Source organism: Paenibacillus guangzhouensis, assembly GCF_009363075.1.
Taxonomy (GTDB): Bacteria; Bacillota; Bacilli; order Paenibacillales; family Paenibacillaceae; genus Paenibacillus_K; species Paenibacillus_K guangzhouensis.
This window is the reverse complement of the sequence record NZ_CP045293.1, coordinates 4,339,206-4,355,787: the sequence shown is the minus strand read 5'-3', so window position 1 is coordinate 4,355,787 and position 16,582 is coordinate 4,339,206. Positions and strand designations below refer to the sequence as shown.

Annotated in this window: 15 protein-coding genes and 3 tRNA genes; 15 read left to right on the top strand and 3 right to left on the bottom strand. The window is 50.9% G+C overall.

Going from position 1 to position 16,582, the window contains the following annotated elements; all coding sequences use genetic code 11:
- Positions 1 to 110: 110 nt before the first annotated feature.
- Positions 111 to 320, bottom strand: a complete 210-nt coding sequence (gene tlp, locus GCU39_RS19590) for a small acid-soluble spore protein Tlp (RefSeq protein ID WP_152395055.1) — start codon at positions 318 to 320, stop codon at positions 111 to 113.
- A 111-nt stretch (positions 321 to 431) separates the two neighbouring features.
- On the opposite strand from tlp, the gene GCU39_RS19585 reads away from it, so the two are divergent.
- Positions 432 to 1,361, top strand: a complete 930-nt coding sequence (locus tag GCU39_RS19585) for a DNA-3-methyladenine glycosylase family protein (RefSeq protein ID WP_152395054.1) — start codon at positions 432 to 434, stop codon at positions 1,359 to 1,361.
- Here the strand turns inward: GCU39_RS19585 and corA are convergent.
- Positions 1,358 to 2,287: a magnesium/cobalt transporter CorA gene (corA, locus tag GCU39_RS19580; RefSeq protein WP_152395053.1), complete on the bottom strand. Its 930-nt coding sequence runs from the start codon at positions 2,285 to 2,287 to the stop codon at positions 1,358 to 1,360. The two genes, GCU39_RS19585 and corA, sit on opposite strands and share 4 nt — an antisense overlap.
- A gap of 183 nt (positions 2,288 to 2,470) precedes the next feature.
- On the opposite strand from corA, the gene GCU39_RS19575 reads away from it, so the two are divergent.
- The 12 genes from GCU39_RS19575 to GCU39_RS19520 all read left to right on the top strand — a co-directional run bounded on the left by GCU39_RS19575 (position 2,471) and on the right by GCU39_RS19520 (position 13,597).
- A tRNA-Glu gene (locus tag GCU39_RS19575) sits at positions 2,471 to 2,545 on the top strand.
- A gap of 35 nt (positions 2,546 to 2,580) precedes the next feature.
- Positions 2,581 to 2,656, top strand: a tRNA-Lys gene (locus GCU39_RS19570).
- Between the two features lie 21 nt (positions 2,657 to 2,677).
- Positions 2,678 to 2,759 (top strand) — tRNA-Leu (locus GCU39_RS19565).
- 99 nt (positions 2,760 to 2,858) lie between these two features.
- Positions 2,859 to 3,764: a methyl-accepting chemotaxis protein gene (locus GCU39_RS19560; RefSeq protein ID WP_152395052.1), complete on the top strand. Its 906-nt coding sequence runs from the start codon at positions 2,859 to 2,861 to the stop codon at positions 3,762 to 3,764.
- A gap of 212 nt (positions 3,765 to 3,976) precedes the next feature.
- A complete protein-coding gene (locus tag GCU39_RS19555) occupies positions 3,977 to 5,383 on the top strand; it encodes an alpha-L-fucosidase (RefSeq protein WP_152395051.1) in 1,407 nt (468 codons plus the stop codon).
- 246 nt (positions 5,384 to 5,629) lie between these two features.
- Positions 5,630 to 8,809, top strand: a complete 3,180-nt coding sequence (locus GCU39_RS19550; RefSeq protein ID WP_152395050.1) for a DUF8487 domain-containing protein — start codon at positions 5,630 to 5,632, stop codon at positions 8,807 to 8,809.
- 12 nt (positions 8,810 to 8,821) lie between these two features.
- Positions 8,822 to 9,643 carry a sugar phosphate isomerase/epimerase family protein gene (locus GCU39_RS19545; RefSeq protein ID WP_152395049.1) on the top strand — a complete coding sequence of 274 codons (822 nt, stop codon included), beginning with the start codon at positions 8,822 to 8,824 and terminating at the stop codon, positions 9,641 to 9,643.
- A 155-nt stretch (positions 9,644 to 9,798) separates the two neighbouring features.
- Positions 9,799 to 9,984: a hypothetical protein gene (locus GCU39_RS19540; RefSeq protein WP_152395048.1), complete on the top strand. Its 186-nt coding sequence runs from the start codon at positions 9,799 to 9,801 to the stop codon at positions 9,982 to 9,984.
- Between the two features lie 104 nt (positions 9,985 to 10,088).
- The gene (locus GCU39_RS19535) at positions 10,089 to 11,024 is read left to right on the top strand and encodes a helix-turn-helix transcriptional regulator (RefSeq protein ID WP_227793271.1); all 936 of its coding nucleotides are present in this window, start codon (positions 10,089 to 10,091) and stop codon (positions 11,022 to 11,024) included.
- A 14-nt stretch (positions 11,025 to 11,038) separates the two neighbouring features.
- Positions 11,039 to 12,037 (top strand): hypothetical protein, encoded by a 999-nt coding sequence (locus tag GCU39_RS19530; RefSeq protein WP_152395047.1) that lies wholly within the window; start codon positions 11,039 to 11,041, stop codon positions 12,035 to 12,037.
- An 18-nt stretch (positions 12,038 to 12,055) separates the two neighbouring features.
- On the top strand, positions 12,056 to 13,030 hold the full coding sequence (locus tag GCU39_RS19525) for a cysteine peptidase family C39 domain-containing protein (RefSeq protein ID WP_152395046.1): 975 nt from the start codon (positions 12,056 to 12,058) through the stop codon (positions 13,028 to 13,030).
- A gap of 27 nt (positions 13,031 to 13,057) precedes the next feature.
- Complete coding sequence (locus tag GCU39_RS19520; RefSeq protein WP_152395045.1) at positions 13,058 to 13,597, top strand: DUF1697 domain-containing protein; 540 nt, start codon at positions 13,058 to 13,060, stop codon at positions 13,595 to 13,597.
- Between the two features lie 342 nt (positions 13,598 to 13,939).
- Here the strand turns inward: GCU39_RS19520 and GCU39_RS19515 are convergent, their stop codons facing one another.
- Positions 13,940 to 14,482 carry a GNAT family N-acetyltransferase gene (locus tag GCU39_RS19515; protein ID WP_152395044.1) on the bottom strand — a complete coding sequence of 181 codons (543 nt, stop codon included), beginning with the start codon at positions 14,480 to 14,482 and terminating at the stop codon, positions 13,940 to 13,942.
- 252 nt (positions 14,483 to 14,734) lie between these two features.
- Between GCU39_RS19515 and GCU39_RS19510 the strand changes: the two genes are divergently transcribed.
- Both GCU39_RS19510 and GCU39_RS19505 read left to right on the top strand, forming a co-directional pair.
- A complete protein-coding gene (locus GCU39_RS19510; RefSeq protein WP_152395043.1) occupies positions 14,735 to 15,613 on the top strand; it encodes a LysR family transcriptional regulator in 879 nt (292 codons plus the stop codon).
- Between the two features lie 127 nt (positions 15,614 to 15,740).
- Entirely contained in the window at positions 15,741 to 16,574 is an 834-nt protein-coding gene (locus GCU39_RS19505; protein WP_152395042.1) for a transporter substrate-binding domain-containing protein, read from the top strand.
- Positions 16,575 to 16,582 lie beyond the last annotated feature (8 nt).

Genomic DNA, 16,582 nt, shown 5'->3' with positions numbered 1-16,582 from the left:
GCCTGTGAAGGCTCTTTTTTTCATTCATTTTATAAAGTTTTGAGTCCCCACGAATGTCTGCCTTCCGTTGAAACCAGGAGTTTCAATTTGTGGGGTATGTTGCTTGCGGATCATTGTTCGTCTTGCAGTTCATCGGCCATTCCGCTTATTGCGGCTTCGCGTTTTTGGTTTTTATGTTTTAACTGACGTGTTTCTGTTGCTGAGATTTCATCGGCATGCTCATCAAGATAGTCATTTGTCTCAGCGATATTCTGCTTCGTGTTCTGGATTGCGTTTGAAATTTTCTCCGCGTTATCGGAACGATCATCTGGTTTAGCCATGTGTGTAATGCCTCCTCGTTGTCTTTGGAATCCACCATTTAAGATGCCTTGGATAGCGGTATATCATGCATGGAACCCTATTGCTGCAAATTGGAAAGGAGTCGTTGATCGATGGATCGATTGGTATACGAAATGGAGCCGCGAGCGCCATATGATTTCGTTAAAATGATACGTCGCCTGCAGGGCGTGAATCACGAAATGTTCCGATTTCAAGCAGAGCGTTTGCTGCGTACGATCCGGTTCGAGAACCAAGTTCTTGTGCTTGAAGTCGATTCCATCGGACAGGTGGAGCAGCCGAAGCTGCAAATTACATTGTATGGCGAAGGGCTCGGACAGATTATGGATCTAGAAGGACTTAAGCAATATATTCGCGTCGTGTTATCGGCGGATTTAGATATCCAGTCTTTTTATGATCAGATGTCTGCGGATGCGTTGTATCAGCCCTTGGTGGAACGCTTTTATGGCTTGCGTTTCATTCTGGAAGCGGATCTGTTCGAGTGTATGACGAAGACGATCATCGGCCAACAGCTGAATCTAGCCTTTGCATCCACGCTGAATCGCCGGTTAATGGAGTTGACTGCGAAGCCAATTCACTGGGAAGGGATAGAGCTCCCGGTCTTCCCATCAGCTGAGGACGTGGCGCGTCTCGAATATGAGCAGCTTCGCGAATTGCAGTATAGTCAGCGCAAAGCAGAGTATGTCATCGATTTCGCACGATTGGTCGCATCGGGACAACTTGAACTGAATGGACTCTTCTCGCAGACGAATGAAGCGATTGTGGCAGAACTAAGTCGGTTACGGGGGATTGGACGATGGACGGTGGAATGCTTCCTGATGTTCGGCATGGGACGCACAGATTTGCTGCCTGCAGCCGACATTGGACTTCGCAATGGGGTGAAGAAGCTATATGGGATGGAAGATAAGCCTTCGGAATCCGAAGTGAGGCAGATTGGAGCCGCTTGGGCTCCTTGGTCCAGTTATGTGACGTTCTACCTGTGGGAGACGCTGAATGATAAGCTGAAGGAACGTGCGGGCAGCTAGAGCCACTTCTTTCTTTTGAAATAAATATAGAGACTGCCCGCGATGATCGCCATGATGATGAGAATAATCGGATAGCTAAGCTTGAACTTCAACTCAGGCATGAATTCGAAATTCATACCGTATAGGCTGCATATGAACATAAGAGGCAGGAAAATGGCACTGAAGATCGTCAATGTCTTCATAATCTCATTCATGCGGTCCGATTTCATACTCATCTGCATCTCGACAAGGCTGTTCAGCGACTCACGGAAAATATCAATTGAATCAATCGCGCGCGAAATATGATCGTAGATGTCCATATAATAGACATTCGATTCTTCCTTCGTATAAGGGAACTGCCGATGGCTGATGGAACTGATCAAGGTCTTCTGATCCGAGAGGACCTGACGAATATGATGCAATGCGCGCTTCTGCTTAAATACTTGCTGTGATATCCGGACATAAGGGTCCCGGTACACGGCTTCTTCGTATTTCTCAAGCTTATTCTCGATCTCGCTGATGTTATCGACGAATTGGTCTACACAACGATCCAGAATGAAGTAGAGGATTCGGCCGGTATGGTCAATACGCCCCTCGATTTGCTGCAGCTTCTCGTACAGCTCATGCAGTAGAGGCAACGTAGATTGGCACATCGTAATAATGTAATTTGAGCCGATGACAATATCGAGTTCAACGAGCTTAAGCGGATGGACGAGCGTATAGAAAGTGATGAGGACGTTATCGCGATATTGATCGAGCTTCGGTCGTTGGTTCTGTTTAATACAATCCTCGATCAATAGGGGATGGCAATCGAACATATCATGAAGGACATGGTGAATCTCCTCGCTCGTAGGCTGAATCATATTGATCCAGACGATTTCATGCTCCTCCGGCTTACGCATAGGCGCTTTGGAGACTTGGTGTGTTGCTTGATTATAGATCAGCATGATGCTTGTACACCTCCTGCAATTGGCAACATTATACCATAAGGAATGTTTCTGCTAAAAAGTTAAATAACCGACCTTTTATCGAATGATAAAAAAGTTTAAAAAAACACTTGCCATGTCCCAGGATATCTGATATTATAAATTCTGTTGTCACGGAAGAACGTGATCGAAATTAAAAAGCAAGGCCCGTTGGTCAAGGGGTTAAGACACCTCCCTTTCACGGAGGTAACAGGGGTTCGAATCCCCTACGGGTCACCATTTCTTATACTGAGCTCATCATGTTCAGTCAGTAAGAGCCATTAGCTCAGTTGGTAGAGCACCTGACTTTTAATCAGGGTGTCGAAGGTTCGAGTCCTTCATGGCTCACCAGTTTTATATCCCTCGTATTATGCGGTCGTGGTGGAACGGCAGACACACCATCTTGAGGGGGTGGCGCCCATAGGGTGTGCGGGTTCAAATCCCGCCGACCGCATTACAAGAAGCAACCTGGATTCCTAGAGGATTCCAGGTTTTTTCGTATAAACAGATCAACTGGAATCGGAGAGGAAGATGAGGCTTGAACACACGTGTGATGCAACGAAGTACGCAGGTGTTAGAGGGTGAAGCGGTATTGTCAGCATTCGAGCAATCGTTGGCGATGATCGAATTTAATGTGCAGGGCGTGGTGCTCTGGGCGAATCCGTTGTTTGCCGAGGCGATGGGTTACCAAGTCTCGGAGTTAATCGGCGTTCATCATCGTCAATTCTGTACAGCAAGCTTCGCGAAGAGCCCTGAATATACGATGTTATGGGATGATCTTCGGCACGGCAAGAAATTTCAAGAGAAGATTATTCGTGTCGCGAAGAACGGTCGGATTCTTTGTCTTGAAGCGACCTATATGCCCATCCATAATGATGAAGCAGAGGTCGTAGCGGTGCTGAAGGTCGCTACCGACATTACAGCGCGCGAAGCCGCTGCGGCTCGGGTGACAAGTGAATTACACCAAATGGCGGAAGAGCTTCTGAAGCGCACGGAAGAAGGGATTGAGCGCAGTCAACTCGTGGCTTCGGCTATTACGCGTGTCGTTCGTGAGAATGAGAGCAATCTGAACTTCTTGCAGGATTTGGAGCGGCAAACGGAGGCCGTTGGTGATATTGTCCGTATGATCCGCGATTTTGCTTCACGTACGAACTTGCTTGCGTTGAATGCAGCGATCGAAGCTGCGCATGCCGGCGAACATGGACGCGGCTTCAATGTTGTTGCAACGGAAGTGCGGAAGCTCGCGCAGCAAGTTCAAGAGGCGGCCAAAGAGATCCAAAATACGGTGGAAGGTATTGCCCAGCAGGTTGAGTTGATCGATGTCGGTACGAAGAGCGCTCAAGCTGCGATTCACGATAGCCAGGATCAAATTCAGCATGCCGTGGATGTGTTCGCGGGCATTGGTGAAGCGACAGGTAAGCTGGAAGTGCAAGCGAAGGTACTAAGTCAGTTGGTCTAATGCTATGAATCGATTGCGGTTGAAAATAGTTTAGTCGTAGAAAATGGTGAAAGCAGCGATTGCGATCGCTGCTTTTGTCATGCTGCAGCGCGTAGTGAAAAAGGTTAAACCGGGATATTCTTGTTTGTTGTTAGCGATATTGTGTGCATCTACAATGGGGCCATGAACAATTCAATTCATCGGAAGTCGCGATGGTCATGGGAGGGTATTACATGGATGCATTAGAAACAGATCAAAACGTTGTCGTTACGAATGAACCAGAGGTTGAAGAAGGAGTCCACAACTATAGTGCGGAGTCGGAATGGGTGAAGCCGACCGATCCACTCATTCTCGAGAGGATTGAATGGTTCAAGGATCAGAAAATCGGCTTAATGATGCACTGGGGGCCGTATTCTCAGCTTGGATTAGTCGAATCATGGGCCTTAAGCGATGCAGATGGGGATTGGTCTCGCGGCGGCGTGGACTGGACCGAAGATATGGAACATTTCAAGCGGGAATATGTCGATTTGAACAAAACGTTCAACCCAATTCGCGTTCAACCCGAGCTATGGGCCGATCTTGCGGCAGAAGGCGGGTTCAAATATTTGACCTTCACGACGAAGCATCATGACGGATTCTGCATGTGGGATACACGGACGACAGATTATCGGATTACAGGGTCAGAGACGCCTTTTCACATGCACCGTTATGCAGACCTATGCAAGCACATCTTCGACGCCTTCCGGAGCAGAGGCCTGGCGATATCGGCTTACTTCTCCAAAGCGGACTGGAATACGCCGTACTATTGGGCGCCAGGCATGGAACGCGGACAGCATATGTGGCGCGGGCCTTCCTATGACCCGACGAAGTATCCTTGGTTATGGGAGAAGTTCATTAAATTCACGCATGACCAGATTGAAGAATTACTGACGCGTTATGGTCGGATTGATATGTTGTGGCTCGATGCAGGATGGGTTCGCGGCGGTGAACGGAAGCAGGACATTCGACTTGGCGAAATCGTGGACCGGATGCGTGAACATCAGCCGTGGCTTCTTGCGGTAGATCGCACCGTCGGTGGACCGTATGAGAATGTCGTCACACCGGAGCAGACGATTCCGAAGCGGGCTATGCATATCCCTTGGGAAAGCTGCATTACGATGGGAACATCCTTCTCCTTCAAGTATGAAGATACCTACAAGTCTGGGCGCGAAATCGTGCATATGTTGCTTGAGATTGTGGCCAAAGGTGGCAATTTAGCCTTGAACGTCGGTCCACAGCCGGATGGAAGGCTGCCGGAAGGCGCCATCCGAGGGATGAAGGAACTGGGCGCATGGCTGGCGCAGTACGGCGAAGCGGTCTACGGCACACGCATTGTGGATCCGTATTTCCAAGACGGGTATGCGTTCACGCGTAAAGGCGATAATGTATTCTGTTTCAAGCTGTATAAGACGGCTGATTCCGCGATGAAACAGGAACTACATATTCCGTACCAGGGACCCATTAAGGGCGTGCAATGGTACGATGATGGTTCGGCATTGGAATACTCCCGTATGGATGCGGGTGTGAAGGTGGTCCTGCCGGAACAAGCGCTGCAAGGCGCAGCCCCGATCGCGCATGTGATCCGATTGGTGACGGCGTAGAAGAATAATGGAATGGGAAAAGTCGATGTCCTTTGCGATGGTGAAGGGGTCGGCTTTTTTTATTTGATCAAAATGGGAAAAATAAAGCGAAAATCGTAATTTAGTTATATTTTTGTGGTGTATTGTTATATATTCATCATTACCTAAAATGTTTATAATGGAAAATCATAATCATATTATCGTTATTTTATTTCATTACTCTAGTTCTTAGATGAATCGTAAACTTTGAATCGGAGGTTCAATCGAATGAAGCTGGATTTACATGGGCAATGGCGGTTCGACTTGGATTCGCATGGTGAAGGCGTAAAGGAACGGTGGTTCGCGCGCGATTTAAGAGCATCGATATCGCTGCCTGGTAGTACGGATGAGCATGGATATGGGGAGAAGTCGGAGGATGTCGATACCTTCCGATTAAATCGCAAATTCAAATATATCGGCGAAGCCTGGTACCAGCGGGATGTAATCATTCCTGAAGCATGGCGTGGGAAGCGAGTTACGTTATTCCTCGAACGCTGCCTATGGGCAACGGACGTCTGGATCGATGACTGCTATGTTGGTAAGGAGGATAGTCTGAGTACGCCTCATGTGCATGATCTGAGGAGTTTGCTCACGCCCGGTGTTCATCGGTTGACGATCAAGGTCGACAATCGTCCGCAGGTTAATCTCGGGACATGGAGTCACGGTTGGTCGGAAGAGGTGCAGACCATCTGGAACGGCATCATTGGGCGGATCGAGCTGCGGGCGACGGATCCTGTCTATATCGATTCTGTGCAGGTCTATCCCGATATTCATAAGCGGCACGCCTTGGTACGGGTGATCATGTGGAATCATACGGGCCAAGTGGCGCGAGGTCGATTATCATTCCAAGCCAAGCTAAAAGTTGAAGACGATGAGCAGAGTGCTCTTGCTCCTGTTGCGGTGGATTTCACGAGTCTAGCCGAAGGCGAGACGCGAGTGGAAGTAGAATATCTATTAGGAGAACAAGCGAAGTTCTGGGATGAATTCTCACCATGGTTGTATACGCTTACAGTGGAGATGACGGCAAATGTTGTGAAGGATGCTTATGCGCATGAATCCACTGTAGATTTTGGTTTAAGAGATTTCTCGGCACGAGGTCCGCAATTCGAGTGGAACGGGGCGAAAGTACTGCTGCGAGGGACGCATGAAGCTGGCAATTTCCCGTTAACCGGCTATCCCTCCACGGATAAAGCGGAATGGCTGCGAATCTATCGGATAGGGAAGTCCTATGGCCTGAATCATTTCCGTTTTCATTCCTGGTGTCCGCCGGAAGCGGCATTCGAGGCTGCGGATGAAGAAGGGATCATTCTACAGGCCGAGCTGCCGTTGTTCAGCAATTCGGCACCGCTCGTCGGGTCAGATTCACCGCGGGATGCGTTCCTGCGGCGAGAGCTCGTGAGAATCCTTACAGCCTACGGAAACCATCCTTCTTTCTGCCTCATGTGCATGGGAAATGAATTAAGCGGCGATTACCGTGTTCTGAAGGAGCTAGTGATGGAAGGGCGTGCTCTCGATCCGAGGCATCTCTACACCTCATCGGCAAATAACGCGGCTGAGCCGAGCATCGGCATTCGCCCGTATGAAGGCGACGAGTTCTATGTGGCGCATGAAGCGCGAGTGAACGGCGAACGAATTGTGCGTCGCTGCGAGTTGACGTTCAACGAGGCGCGACCGGAGACGACAAGTGATTATGGCTTTACGTTGGATGGGATTGACATCCCGACGGTGTCGCATGAAGTCGGTCAATGGATGGTATATCCGGACTATCGTGAGGTAGCGAAGTATACCGGAACGCTTCAAGCGCGTAATCTGGAAGCCTTCCGGCAATCGCTCGAATCGAAGGGCATGCTCGATCAAGCGGAGGACTTCATGAAAGCGAGCGGTGCATTGTCCGTATTGCTCTATCGGGAGGAGATCGAAAAATCGCTTCGAACGCCGGGTTACGGCGGGTTCCAGCTGCTGGATATTCATGATTATCCGGGGCAAGGGACGGCCTTGGTCGGTTGGCTAGATGCATTCTGGGATTCCAAGGGTCTCATCGATCCGGAGCAATTCCGCCGGTTCTGTGCGCCGGTTATCCTCCTGCTGCGGATGCCAACAAGAGTCTTTACGACGAATGAGTGGTTCACAGCGGATGTAGATGTGTCGAACTACAGCCTGAATACGCTGCATGATATCACGGTCATATGGACGGTCAAGCACGCAATGTCGGGCGACATCCTCGCCACGGGCGAGTTCGAACAGAAGAACGTTCTACAAGGCGAGCTTGCACGAGTAGGGGGAATTTCGATCGCGCTCGATCCCCTTGAGCACGCACAGAAGATGAACGTAGAAGTCAGTCTGAAAGGCATGGATATCGTGAACGATTGGGATTTCTGGGTTTATCCTGAGCCTGCGAGTCTGAGTGTTGAAGGCATCCCGGATGATATTGTCATCGCGGATGAATGGGATGACGCCGTGGAACAGCATCTTCATGCAGGGGGCAAGGTGTTGATGATGTCTGGCAACAACGTCCGTAAGTCAGAGTCTGTCCGATTCACGCCGCCTTTCTGGAACACGCAGCTATTCCCTTATCAACCGAAATCGATGGGACTTCTCTGCCAGGCGGATCACCCGGCGCTCGCGTTCTTCCCGACGGAGAGCCACACGAACTGGCAGTGGTGGGGATTGTTCGTGCACGCGACTGCCATCGAGATGAATGGCACGCCGCAAGACCTGCGCCCGATCGTGCAGGCGATCGACCACCCGGTACGCAATCATAAGTTAGGGATGCTCTTCGAAGCGCGCGTCGGTGCCGGTAAGTTAATTGTTAGCGGCTTTGACCTTACGAAGGATATTGCGTGTCCGGTCACGCAACAATTGCGTTACAGCCTTTTGTGTTATATGCAGAGCGATGCATTCGAGCCTGCAGCAGAGCTCTCGGTGGATGTGTTGCGAGATGCACTGCTTTCGAAATTGCCAAATCGACTCGCTTCGCAAGGGGCGACGTTAACCGCGTCTAGTCAGCATTGGACCGGTGGCGTCTATCATATATTGAATGGGAACAATGACCAGTTCTGGTTGAGTGACGAAGGAAATGCCTATCCGCATGAAGTAGTTATCCGCCTTGAGGAACCCGTTCCGATCACGGGCTTCCGCTATAACCCACGGCAGGATGGGAACGAGACGGGCTGGGTCCAGGACTACGAATGGTATGTCAGCATGGATGGGGTGCACTGGGGCGATCCCGTTGCAGAGGGTTCATTCGAACGGTGTGCGATCGAGCAATGTATTCCGCTCGGTTGGCATCATGACGGGTTCAATGTAACACGTACGGTCGCAGGACAATACATTCGATTCGTCGCTCGTTCAGGATTCGATGGGGACGATCGGGCTTCAGCGTGCGAGATGGATATTTATACGGTCTAAGGAGGCAATCATATGACAACGATACAACCTGCTGCATGGCGGCTTGGCACCTATTGGTCAGACAGGGAGTCCCATGCGTTAGCAGACTTGAAGGAAGCGGGATTCGCTTGCATTGAACTGAATTTGGATAATTATAAGCTGATTGCTGAAACGCTCGGACCTGAGCAATATGATCGCTATCATCAATCCGTCTTGGAGGCGAAGGCACTTGGGCTCGATGTCTGGTCGGTGCATCTTCCATTCGGTGACCCATGGGATATCTCGCTGACCGATGAAGCCGTGCGCGCAGCGATTATCGAAGGGCATGTCAAAGTAATGGACTGGGCGCAAGGCTGGGGCGCGAGCTGTGTTGTCATTCATCCCAGCTTCGAGCCAGTCACCAATGAAGAGCGTGCGGAACGTCTTGCAGCGGCTCGTGATGCCATATGTATCTTGAGCTCGAAGGCCGCAGAGCGTGGTCTGCGACTTGCAATTGAGGATCTTCCGCGTTCCTGCTTAGGGAAGAATGCAGAAGAAATTATAGCGCTGATCGCAGATGCGCCGGACGCCGTCGTCTGTTGCGATACGAATCATTTGCTCGGTGAACGCCCGGAGTACTTCATTCGTACCGTCGGTGCTCGCATTCAGACGCTTCATGTTTCTGATTATGATGGGATCGATGAGAAACACTGGATTCCTGGGCGAGGGATTGTGAATTGGGTGGAGGTTCTGCGAGCGCTCGTGGATATCGGTTATGACGGTCCTTTTATGTTCGAAGCGGATTATCTAGATCCGAAGGATGTGACGGCAAGCTTCCAGGCGATGATCGCGGCGTATGAATCCGCTGCGACATAAATCAGAATCAAGATAAGGATGGGGCATTCAGCGTATGACTCTGGGGCACTGTCCTTTTTTATTCTTTTAGTAACTAGGCAATTGATACGACATTTTATGTCGCACCAGCTATTTTATAATGGGGGTGAAAAAGATAGCAAAGGGGTTCAAAAGCCATGTCCAAACCAAAAAGAGGGCGCTCCCTTTGGAGACTCCCTTCCCGCGGTCGAGGCACTTGCCCGATCTGCAGCAGCACAAGAATTAAACTGTTATATCCGCGTACGAAAACGGACGGTACGACAGTGACCGTCTGCAAGAAATGCTCCAAAGCCGTACAGCAGAGAGTGGATTCCGCCGTATAAATGAAATGCGTGCCGGTTCATGAAGCCCGCCCCGATGGGGACGGGCTTTTCCATTTCGCTGACTTGCCAAGGTTGTTCGGTGAATGGTGTAATAGAGTTATGAGTTGTTGGAAACAAAAGGAAGGCAGGGAGATGATTTGAGTCATTTGCACCGCATTCACTGGTTCGATCAGCGGATTCGCGAAGGGTTGTATCCGAATAGCGGGCAGCTTGCGGAACATTTCGAGATATCCCGGCGGCAGGCGCAGCGGGATATTGAGTATATGGCTTCGTCGCTTCGCGCTCCGTTGCTCTATATCGCACGGCACCGTGGTTACAGCTATGAAGATAAGACTTACGTGCTGCCGCATCTCTATATGACGGAGGAAGAACAGCAGGTGCTTAAATATCTCGCCCATCGTTATCGGCAATATGATTATGACAATGGGGAGGCTGTTCAGCGGATCGCCCATGTGCTTGAACGATTTACGAATACGGATGAACCCACCATGCACAGCCGCTTGCCGCAGTTTTCGGTAGATCCACGTATTTTGCAGCATTTCGAGAAGTTGTCTCTGGCCATGGAAGCAAGCTGGAGGGTGGATATCACGACGAGGGAGGAAGATGGTGCCGCTTATGTTCGCGTATGCCCTATACAGTTGACTTCCCGGTATAACGTGGATTATGTCGTGATCTATTGCGAATCGGAGGGCAGGCAGCGGACGCTGCGGATCGACCAATTGCTCCAAGTACAGGTGCTAGGCGAGCGATTCGAGCCAAGCATCATGCAGGCTGGCAATCCCTCGGGGGCTAATCCGGTGCCGCGCTTGAAGCCCTTTGTCGCTCATGTCGTACTGTCAGCTCCCTGGCAAGAAGATTCTTGGCATGGTTATCGGATCGTCACGCGGGCGGGGACGGCATTCGATGTGGAATTTCATGACGTGGATGCTTTTCTGCAGCATCTACTGACTACGCCGTGGGAGTCGCTGGAATCGCCGAAATGGCTGAAGCAGAAGCTGCTCGTGCGCTGCCGAAATGTGCTGGATCGGTTGCATTCATGAGAGGAGGGGGAGGAATGACGAGCGTATTATTGCATGATATTCATATGAAGCGGGAGTCGAAATCCTATATAGACAGTCAACATGCCATATTGACAGCGGCAGGTTGGTTCCGAGGGCCGAAGCATATGCTCTCGGGGCTTAGCGGAATGGCCTTCAAAATGTCGGTCCACGAGCAGCTCCTCTCGTTCTCCGTGTCCGCTTACGGACAATGGGTTAGCGAGCACAAGCCTGCCGCGAACAATGTCGGGCTCTTGCCCGAAATCGATGGCGGGCGAACGAGGCATCCATCGTTTCGCTGGTATCAGGAACAGGCGGTGCTAATGGTGAAGCGGAGTCTGGACCGAGGCCTCGGCGCCATCTATTGGCTACCGGAGTTCGCGGTCATCTCCGGCTATGACGACGACGATCGCGTATTTTATGTCCAGGATGGCTGGAGCGGCGAGCATCAGATCGTCTTGTATGACAATTTCGGGTTGAATGTCACGCCGTTCTGGTATGTGGAGACCTACGCCGATTGGATCGAGATTGCGCTCGAAGAGCAAGTTCTCGAGTCGGTGCGGCTTGCAATCGGCGATTGGTATACGCCTTACAAAACGTTGCCGGATACCGCGATCGCGTCAGGCAAGCTGGCGTATGCCTTCCTGCGGAGCGGGCTGCTTGGCGGCGCATACGACGCATGGGGGGCAGGTTACATCTTGGACGCGTACGCGTTCTCACGGACGGAGATTCGGGATTATTTACGTGACGTAGAGGCATGTTGGCCTGAACTGCGGGAAGCATCGGAGGATTATGACGAAATCGTGAGCGGGTTGCCATACATTCAGAGCTGCGTGCAGACGTTGCAGGGGGGCTGCCGGCTAGAACCGGAGCAGATCGGAGAACTCGTCGATCGGCTGGCCACAGCGGAGCGGCTCGAGGATCAGGCGATCTCCCGATTCGAGCGATTAAGCGCGCGTTATCCTGATCGCGCGAGGAGCACGGTCCCGAGATGGGGGACGCATTCCCCGAGATAATTCGAGGAGGGAGAACAAATGGGGAACATTCAGGCAGAACCGATAGAGAGCAAGCGGAAGTATGGACATCGATACATTGATGCATTGCATCAGATCCTTGCGGGTCAAGGGTGGATGACATGCCCGAAGTCCATGCTCGCCGGCATGACTGCAGCCTCGTTCCGCTTCACCGTCGATCGGCGGCTCACTGCTGAGTCGACCTCCGCTTATAACTGGATGGCGGAACATTTCGTCTCTGCAGATTTGCTCGGGTTGACGACGTCGCAGGATGCGGGGTTTTGTTTCACGTCGACGTTCCCGATCTATCGGAAACAAGCCTTGCGGGACATTCGGCGATCGCTGGATCGCGGCATGCCCTGCATCCTGTGGCATGATCAATTCGTCGTCGCGACGGGCTATGACGATACGAGCGAGATTCTCTTCCTCTCCGATGGGCAGACGGCGGGTGATATTCCGCTACCGTTTGACCAATTCGGCAGAGGGCAGAGCCCCTATTGGTATTACCAGATTCTCGAGGATCGCATTGCGCTTGACGAAATCGAGGTGTATCGGGAATCGTTGGTGCAAGCGATTTTCAAATGGGAGACGCATGACTTGATGCTCCCTGAAGCGGACTATGCATGTGGGAAGGCAGCTCATGATGCCGTGATCCATGCGTTTCGCATAGGGGACTATGATCCTATAGGTGCTAGTGAAGTGCTTGCTTATTATGCGGATTCGAAGAGAGACATTCTCGAGTATGTTACTGCTCTGGAACGGTATTGGCCTGAGCTTCATGCGGCAACGACATCGTATCGTACCGTGGCTCAGTTGTGGGATGAGGCGGTTCGGTTTATCGCAACCACTGAATCAAACGAAGATCACTCGGTAAGGATTGTCATGACCGAGCTTTTCCAAGACGCCAACGTGTCAGAAGGGAAAGCAGTTCAATCGCTTAAGCATCTCATGCGAGAGACGATTCACAATCGGTTTGATGATATCGGGTTGCGGTAGATGATAATAAATCGGAGGATGATAACGATGACAGTCTTTGTAGGCTTCCTACGCGGCATTAATGTCGGCGGCAAAAATAAGATCAAGATGGCGGAGCTCAAAAAGATGCTAGAATCGACGGGGCTGGCGCAGGTCCAAACGTACTTGCAGACCGGAAACATTCTGTTCCAATCGGATCAATCGGCAGAGGCCCTGCGTGAGCAAATCGAGCAGGCAATCCACGAGCAGTTCGGTATGTCCCTGACCGTTGTACTCCGTACAGCAGAGCAAATGAAGAAGGTCTTGGCAGTATGCCCTTATGAGGTGGAGAAGCTGACGGAGGGACAGACGATTCAGATCTCGGTATTAACGGAGGCACCGGATCAGAAGATGGCGGACATTTTATCGAAGGATATCTCTGAACGCGATGAATTTCAGCTGCAAGGCTGCGAGATTTATTTCTTATTCCGCCAGAGCGTGCTGGATTCCAAGCTCGCTGCGAATCTGCAGAAGCTTGGCGGTCGTGTGACTACGCGCAATTGGAACACGATGCAGAAGCTGTCGGAGCTAGCGAGTGCTATGCTATAAAGAAGAGGGTACCCCAACGGCCCCCTCTTTTTAACATTTTCACAGCTATAGTGGATTATGGCAGTAACATTGGTATAAAAAACGACGGTTGGGCTGTTACAGTGGATATTTGCAGTAACTTCCGATGGTTTGGATGAGTTATAGCGCATCTGTGCGATCTATGGTGCAGGAATCCAGCATAGGCACGACGCAGCACACCTACAGCTCCGTCATGTTGGATGGAATCCATGATAGGTATATCACATCATCAGCAAGTGGTTGTAAGATGGGTTGCTGGCCGGTGCGCAATCCTTGCTCGCCAGTAGACAATGATGCCGCAAGAAGCAGTGAATGGCGCGCTCGCTACACCACGCGTTCCAGCAAGGATGACTTGCGCAGATCCAGCCAATAGCTCTTCACGAGCGTCTCGCCGTTCCGGGTATCCGCTTCATACGCGCGCTCAAAGCCCAGGCGTTCGTACAGCTGCACAGCGGAGGCCATCATGTCCGACGTATGCAGATGGAGCGTGGAGTAACCCAGCAGCACCGATCGGCGAGCGGCTTCTTGAATGAGCAGGGTAGCGATGCCGCGTCCGCGATAGCTAGGCGATACGGCCAGCAGTCGAATGATAGGCGATTGGATGCCCAGTTCGGGTTTGCCGTACGCGGCTTCGGAGGAGAGGAACATTTGAACGCTGCCGATAATCTCCCCATCCAATGCTGCGACAATTCGGGCATGTGGCGCATGGCCGTAGACGGAGTTCCGAATGGAATTCCGGTATTCTTCCCAACGCGGCTGTGGCAAATCTTGCGCATATTGCTGATAGGCTTCGATCATGACTTGCGCGATCGCTTCCTGTTCGAATTCCTCTGCATCACGGATATGAATGTCTTGTGGTGCCGACATTTCGGTCACTCCCTCTCATCGATATCATCATTTTTGTATTTCAGTATAACCTCATATTCCAAGTAAACATATAGGAAATTACAAATATTAATAACGTTATTGAAAATTTCAATGAAAATAATCCGTACCCCACCGAAATTTGGATTGACAATAAAAATCTTACTCCATAAGATAAAAATAATTTACATGCCTTTCGATTGTAATAAAACCGTCTATTTTTATCTGAATAATAAGAATATGGAGGTGGGTTCATTGAATATTGAGAACATCGAAGCCTTTGTCTATATCAACCACTATGGGAGCTTCAATAAGGTGGCGGATGTGTTGTTCCTGTCCCAACCGACCGTAACGGCACGAATTCAGTCGCTGGAGCGGGAGCTCGACTGCCGATTATTCGATCGCTTTGGAAAGCAAATCCATCTCACGGAGAAGGGCAAGCAGTTTCTCCCTTTCGCCCAGCAAATCGTTCAGACTTACCAGAAGGGCAAACATCACCTGCACGCCAAAAGCGCAACGCCGAACGAGCTGCGGATCGGGTGCACCGTGTCGGTGTCGAATTATTTGATGCCCCATCTATTGATGCGGCTCCAACAGCAATATACCGATATGCGCTTCAAAATAACGACCGCGACCACGGATGAACTGGCCGCGAAGCTGACTTCCAAAGAGCTGGATCTTGCCATCGTACGCAAGTTAGTGAACCCCGCTTTTCAGTCGTATGCGTTCTTCGAGGATCCGATCCGGCTCTATGTCTATCAGGATCATCCTTTGGCTGCCGTGGGCAGAGCGGACATTCGGGAGATACGCCATGAGAAGCTAATCTTCTTCGAATGCGGTTCGCTCGATTGGCTGCGGATCCATCGGGTATTCGAGAGTCTGGAGCAGCCGCCGAACATCGCGTTCCAGGTCGATAATTCGGAGACCGCGAAGAAGCTTGTGCTGCGCCGTGCGGGCATCTGCTTCCTGCCGGGGCTGTGTGTGCAAGAGGAGGTCGGAGCGGGGCTGCTCGTCCCGATCGAGATTACGGAAACGGCCGGAATCGCGCTGCAGACTAACCTGATCACGCTGCATGATGCCCATACCGGATTTGCGGAAGCGCTGCTAGAATGGGGCGCGGATGTGTTGCATTAAGGTTTTGCATAACCGAATAGAAAAACTCTATTAGACGCGAGCGGTAAATCGCGGTAAAGTTAGTGTCAACAAATTCATACTAAACAGATAGGAATTATCTTAATTTAGTGAAAAAGGGGATGAGATCATGCGTAAATCATGGCTATTCGTTGCAACGTTACTGCTCACGGGGGTGATCGCAGGCTGCGGCACAGGCGCGAAGTCAGCGGATCAAGACAAAGAGGGAACCGTCAATGCCACGGCGGGGGTCAAGAAGATCGTTGTCGGCACAGGGACGAATTTTCCGAAAATTTGCTTCATCGACGAGAATGGGAAGCTGACGGGCTTCGACGTGGAATTGGTTCGTGAAATCGATAAGCGTCTTCCGCAATACGAATTTGAGCTGCAAACCCAGGAATTCGCGAATCTCCTACTCAGCCTAGAGACGAAGAAAATCGATTTTGTTGCGCATGAGATGGAGAAGAATCCGGAACGCGAGCAGAAGTACCTGTTCAATAAAGAGCCATATGCCCATTGGAGAAATAAAATCATCGTCGCGAAGGACAACAATTCGATTCAATCGCTGGATGATTTGAAGGGCAAAAAGGTGCTGACCGGCGCTACCAGTGCTGAAGCACAGATCTTAGAAAATTATAACAAGGCGAATAACAATGCCATTAATATCGTCTATCAGAGCGGAGCGGCAAGGGATGCCGTGAACCAGATTACGACAGGGCGCGTGGAAGCGACAATCGGCGCGGACTTCTCACTGCCGCTCATCGATCCGCAAGGCAAGTTGAAGGCAACGGGCGACGATCTTTCGGAAGCCGATATCCTCTTCGTCTTCCGCAAGGATGATCCGGAATCGCAGAAGCTGGCGGATGACATCGATGGAGCCATCAAAGAACTGAAGTCGGACGGTACGCTAGGCGAGCTCAGCAAAACATGGCTCGGATCGGATTTTACAGCTGATAAGAAATAATTCGCGAT

What these genes read in the sequence shown, in the direction of transcription:
- tlp (WP_152395055.1), bottom strand. Translation starts at nt 320, where the DNA reads ATGGCTAAACCAGATGATCGTTCCGATAACGCGGAGAAAATTTCAAAC.
- GCU39_RS19585 (WP_152395054.1), top strand. Translation starts at nt 432, where the DNA reads ATGGATCGATTGGTATACGAAATGGAGCCGCGAGCGCCATATGATTTC.
- corA (WP_152395053.1), bottom strand. Translation starts at nt 2,287, where the DNA reads ATGCTGATCTATAATCAAGCAACACACCAAGTCTCCAAAGCGCCTATG.
- GCU39_RS19560 (WP_152395052.1), top strand. Translation starts at nt 2,859, where the DNA reads ATGCAACGAAGTACGCAGGTGTTAGAGGGTGAAGCGGTATTGTCAGCA.
- GCU39_RS19555 (WP_152395051.1), top strand. Translation starts at nt 3,977, where the DNA reads ATGGATGCATTAGAAACAGATCAAAACGTTGTCGTTACGAATGAACCA.
- GCU39_RS19550 (WP_152395050.1), top strand. Translation starts at nt 5,630, where the DNA reads ATGAAGCTGGATTTACATGGGCAATGGCGGTTCGACTTGGATTCGCAT.
- GCU39_RS19545 (WP_152395049.1), top strand. Translation starts at nt 8,822, where the DNA reads ATGACAACGATACAACCTGCTGCATGGCGGCTTGGCACCTATTGGTCA.
- GCU39_RS19540 (WP_152395048.1), top strand. Translation starts at nt 9,799, where the DNA reads ATGTCCAAACCAAAAAGAGGGCGCTCCCTTTGGAGACTCCCTTCCCGC.
- GCU39_RS19530 (WP_152395047.1), top strand. Translation starts at nt 11,039, where the DNA reads ATGACGAGCGTATTATTGCATGATATTCATATGAAGCGGGAGTCGAAA.
- GCU39_RS19525 (WP_152395046.1), top strand. Translation starts at nt 12,056, where the DNA reads ATGGGGAACATTCAGGCAGAACCGATAGAGAGCAAGCGGAAGTATGGA.
- GCU39_RS19520 (WP_152395045.1), top strand. Translation starts at nt 13,058, where the DNA reads ATGACAGTCTTTGTAGGCTTCCTACGCGGCATTAATGTCGGCGGCAAA.
- GCU39_RS19515 (WP_152395044.1), bottom strand. Translation starts at nt 14,482, where the DNA reads ATGTCGGCACCACAAGACATTCATATCCGTGATGCAGAGGAATTCGAA.
- GCU39_RS19505 (WP_152395042.1), top strand. Translation starts at nt 15,741, where the DNA reads ATGCGTAAATCATGGCTATTCGTTGCAACGTTACTGCTCACGGGGGTG.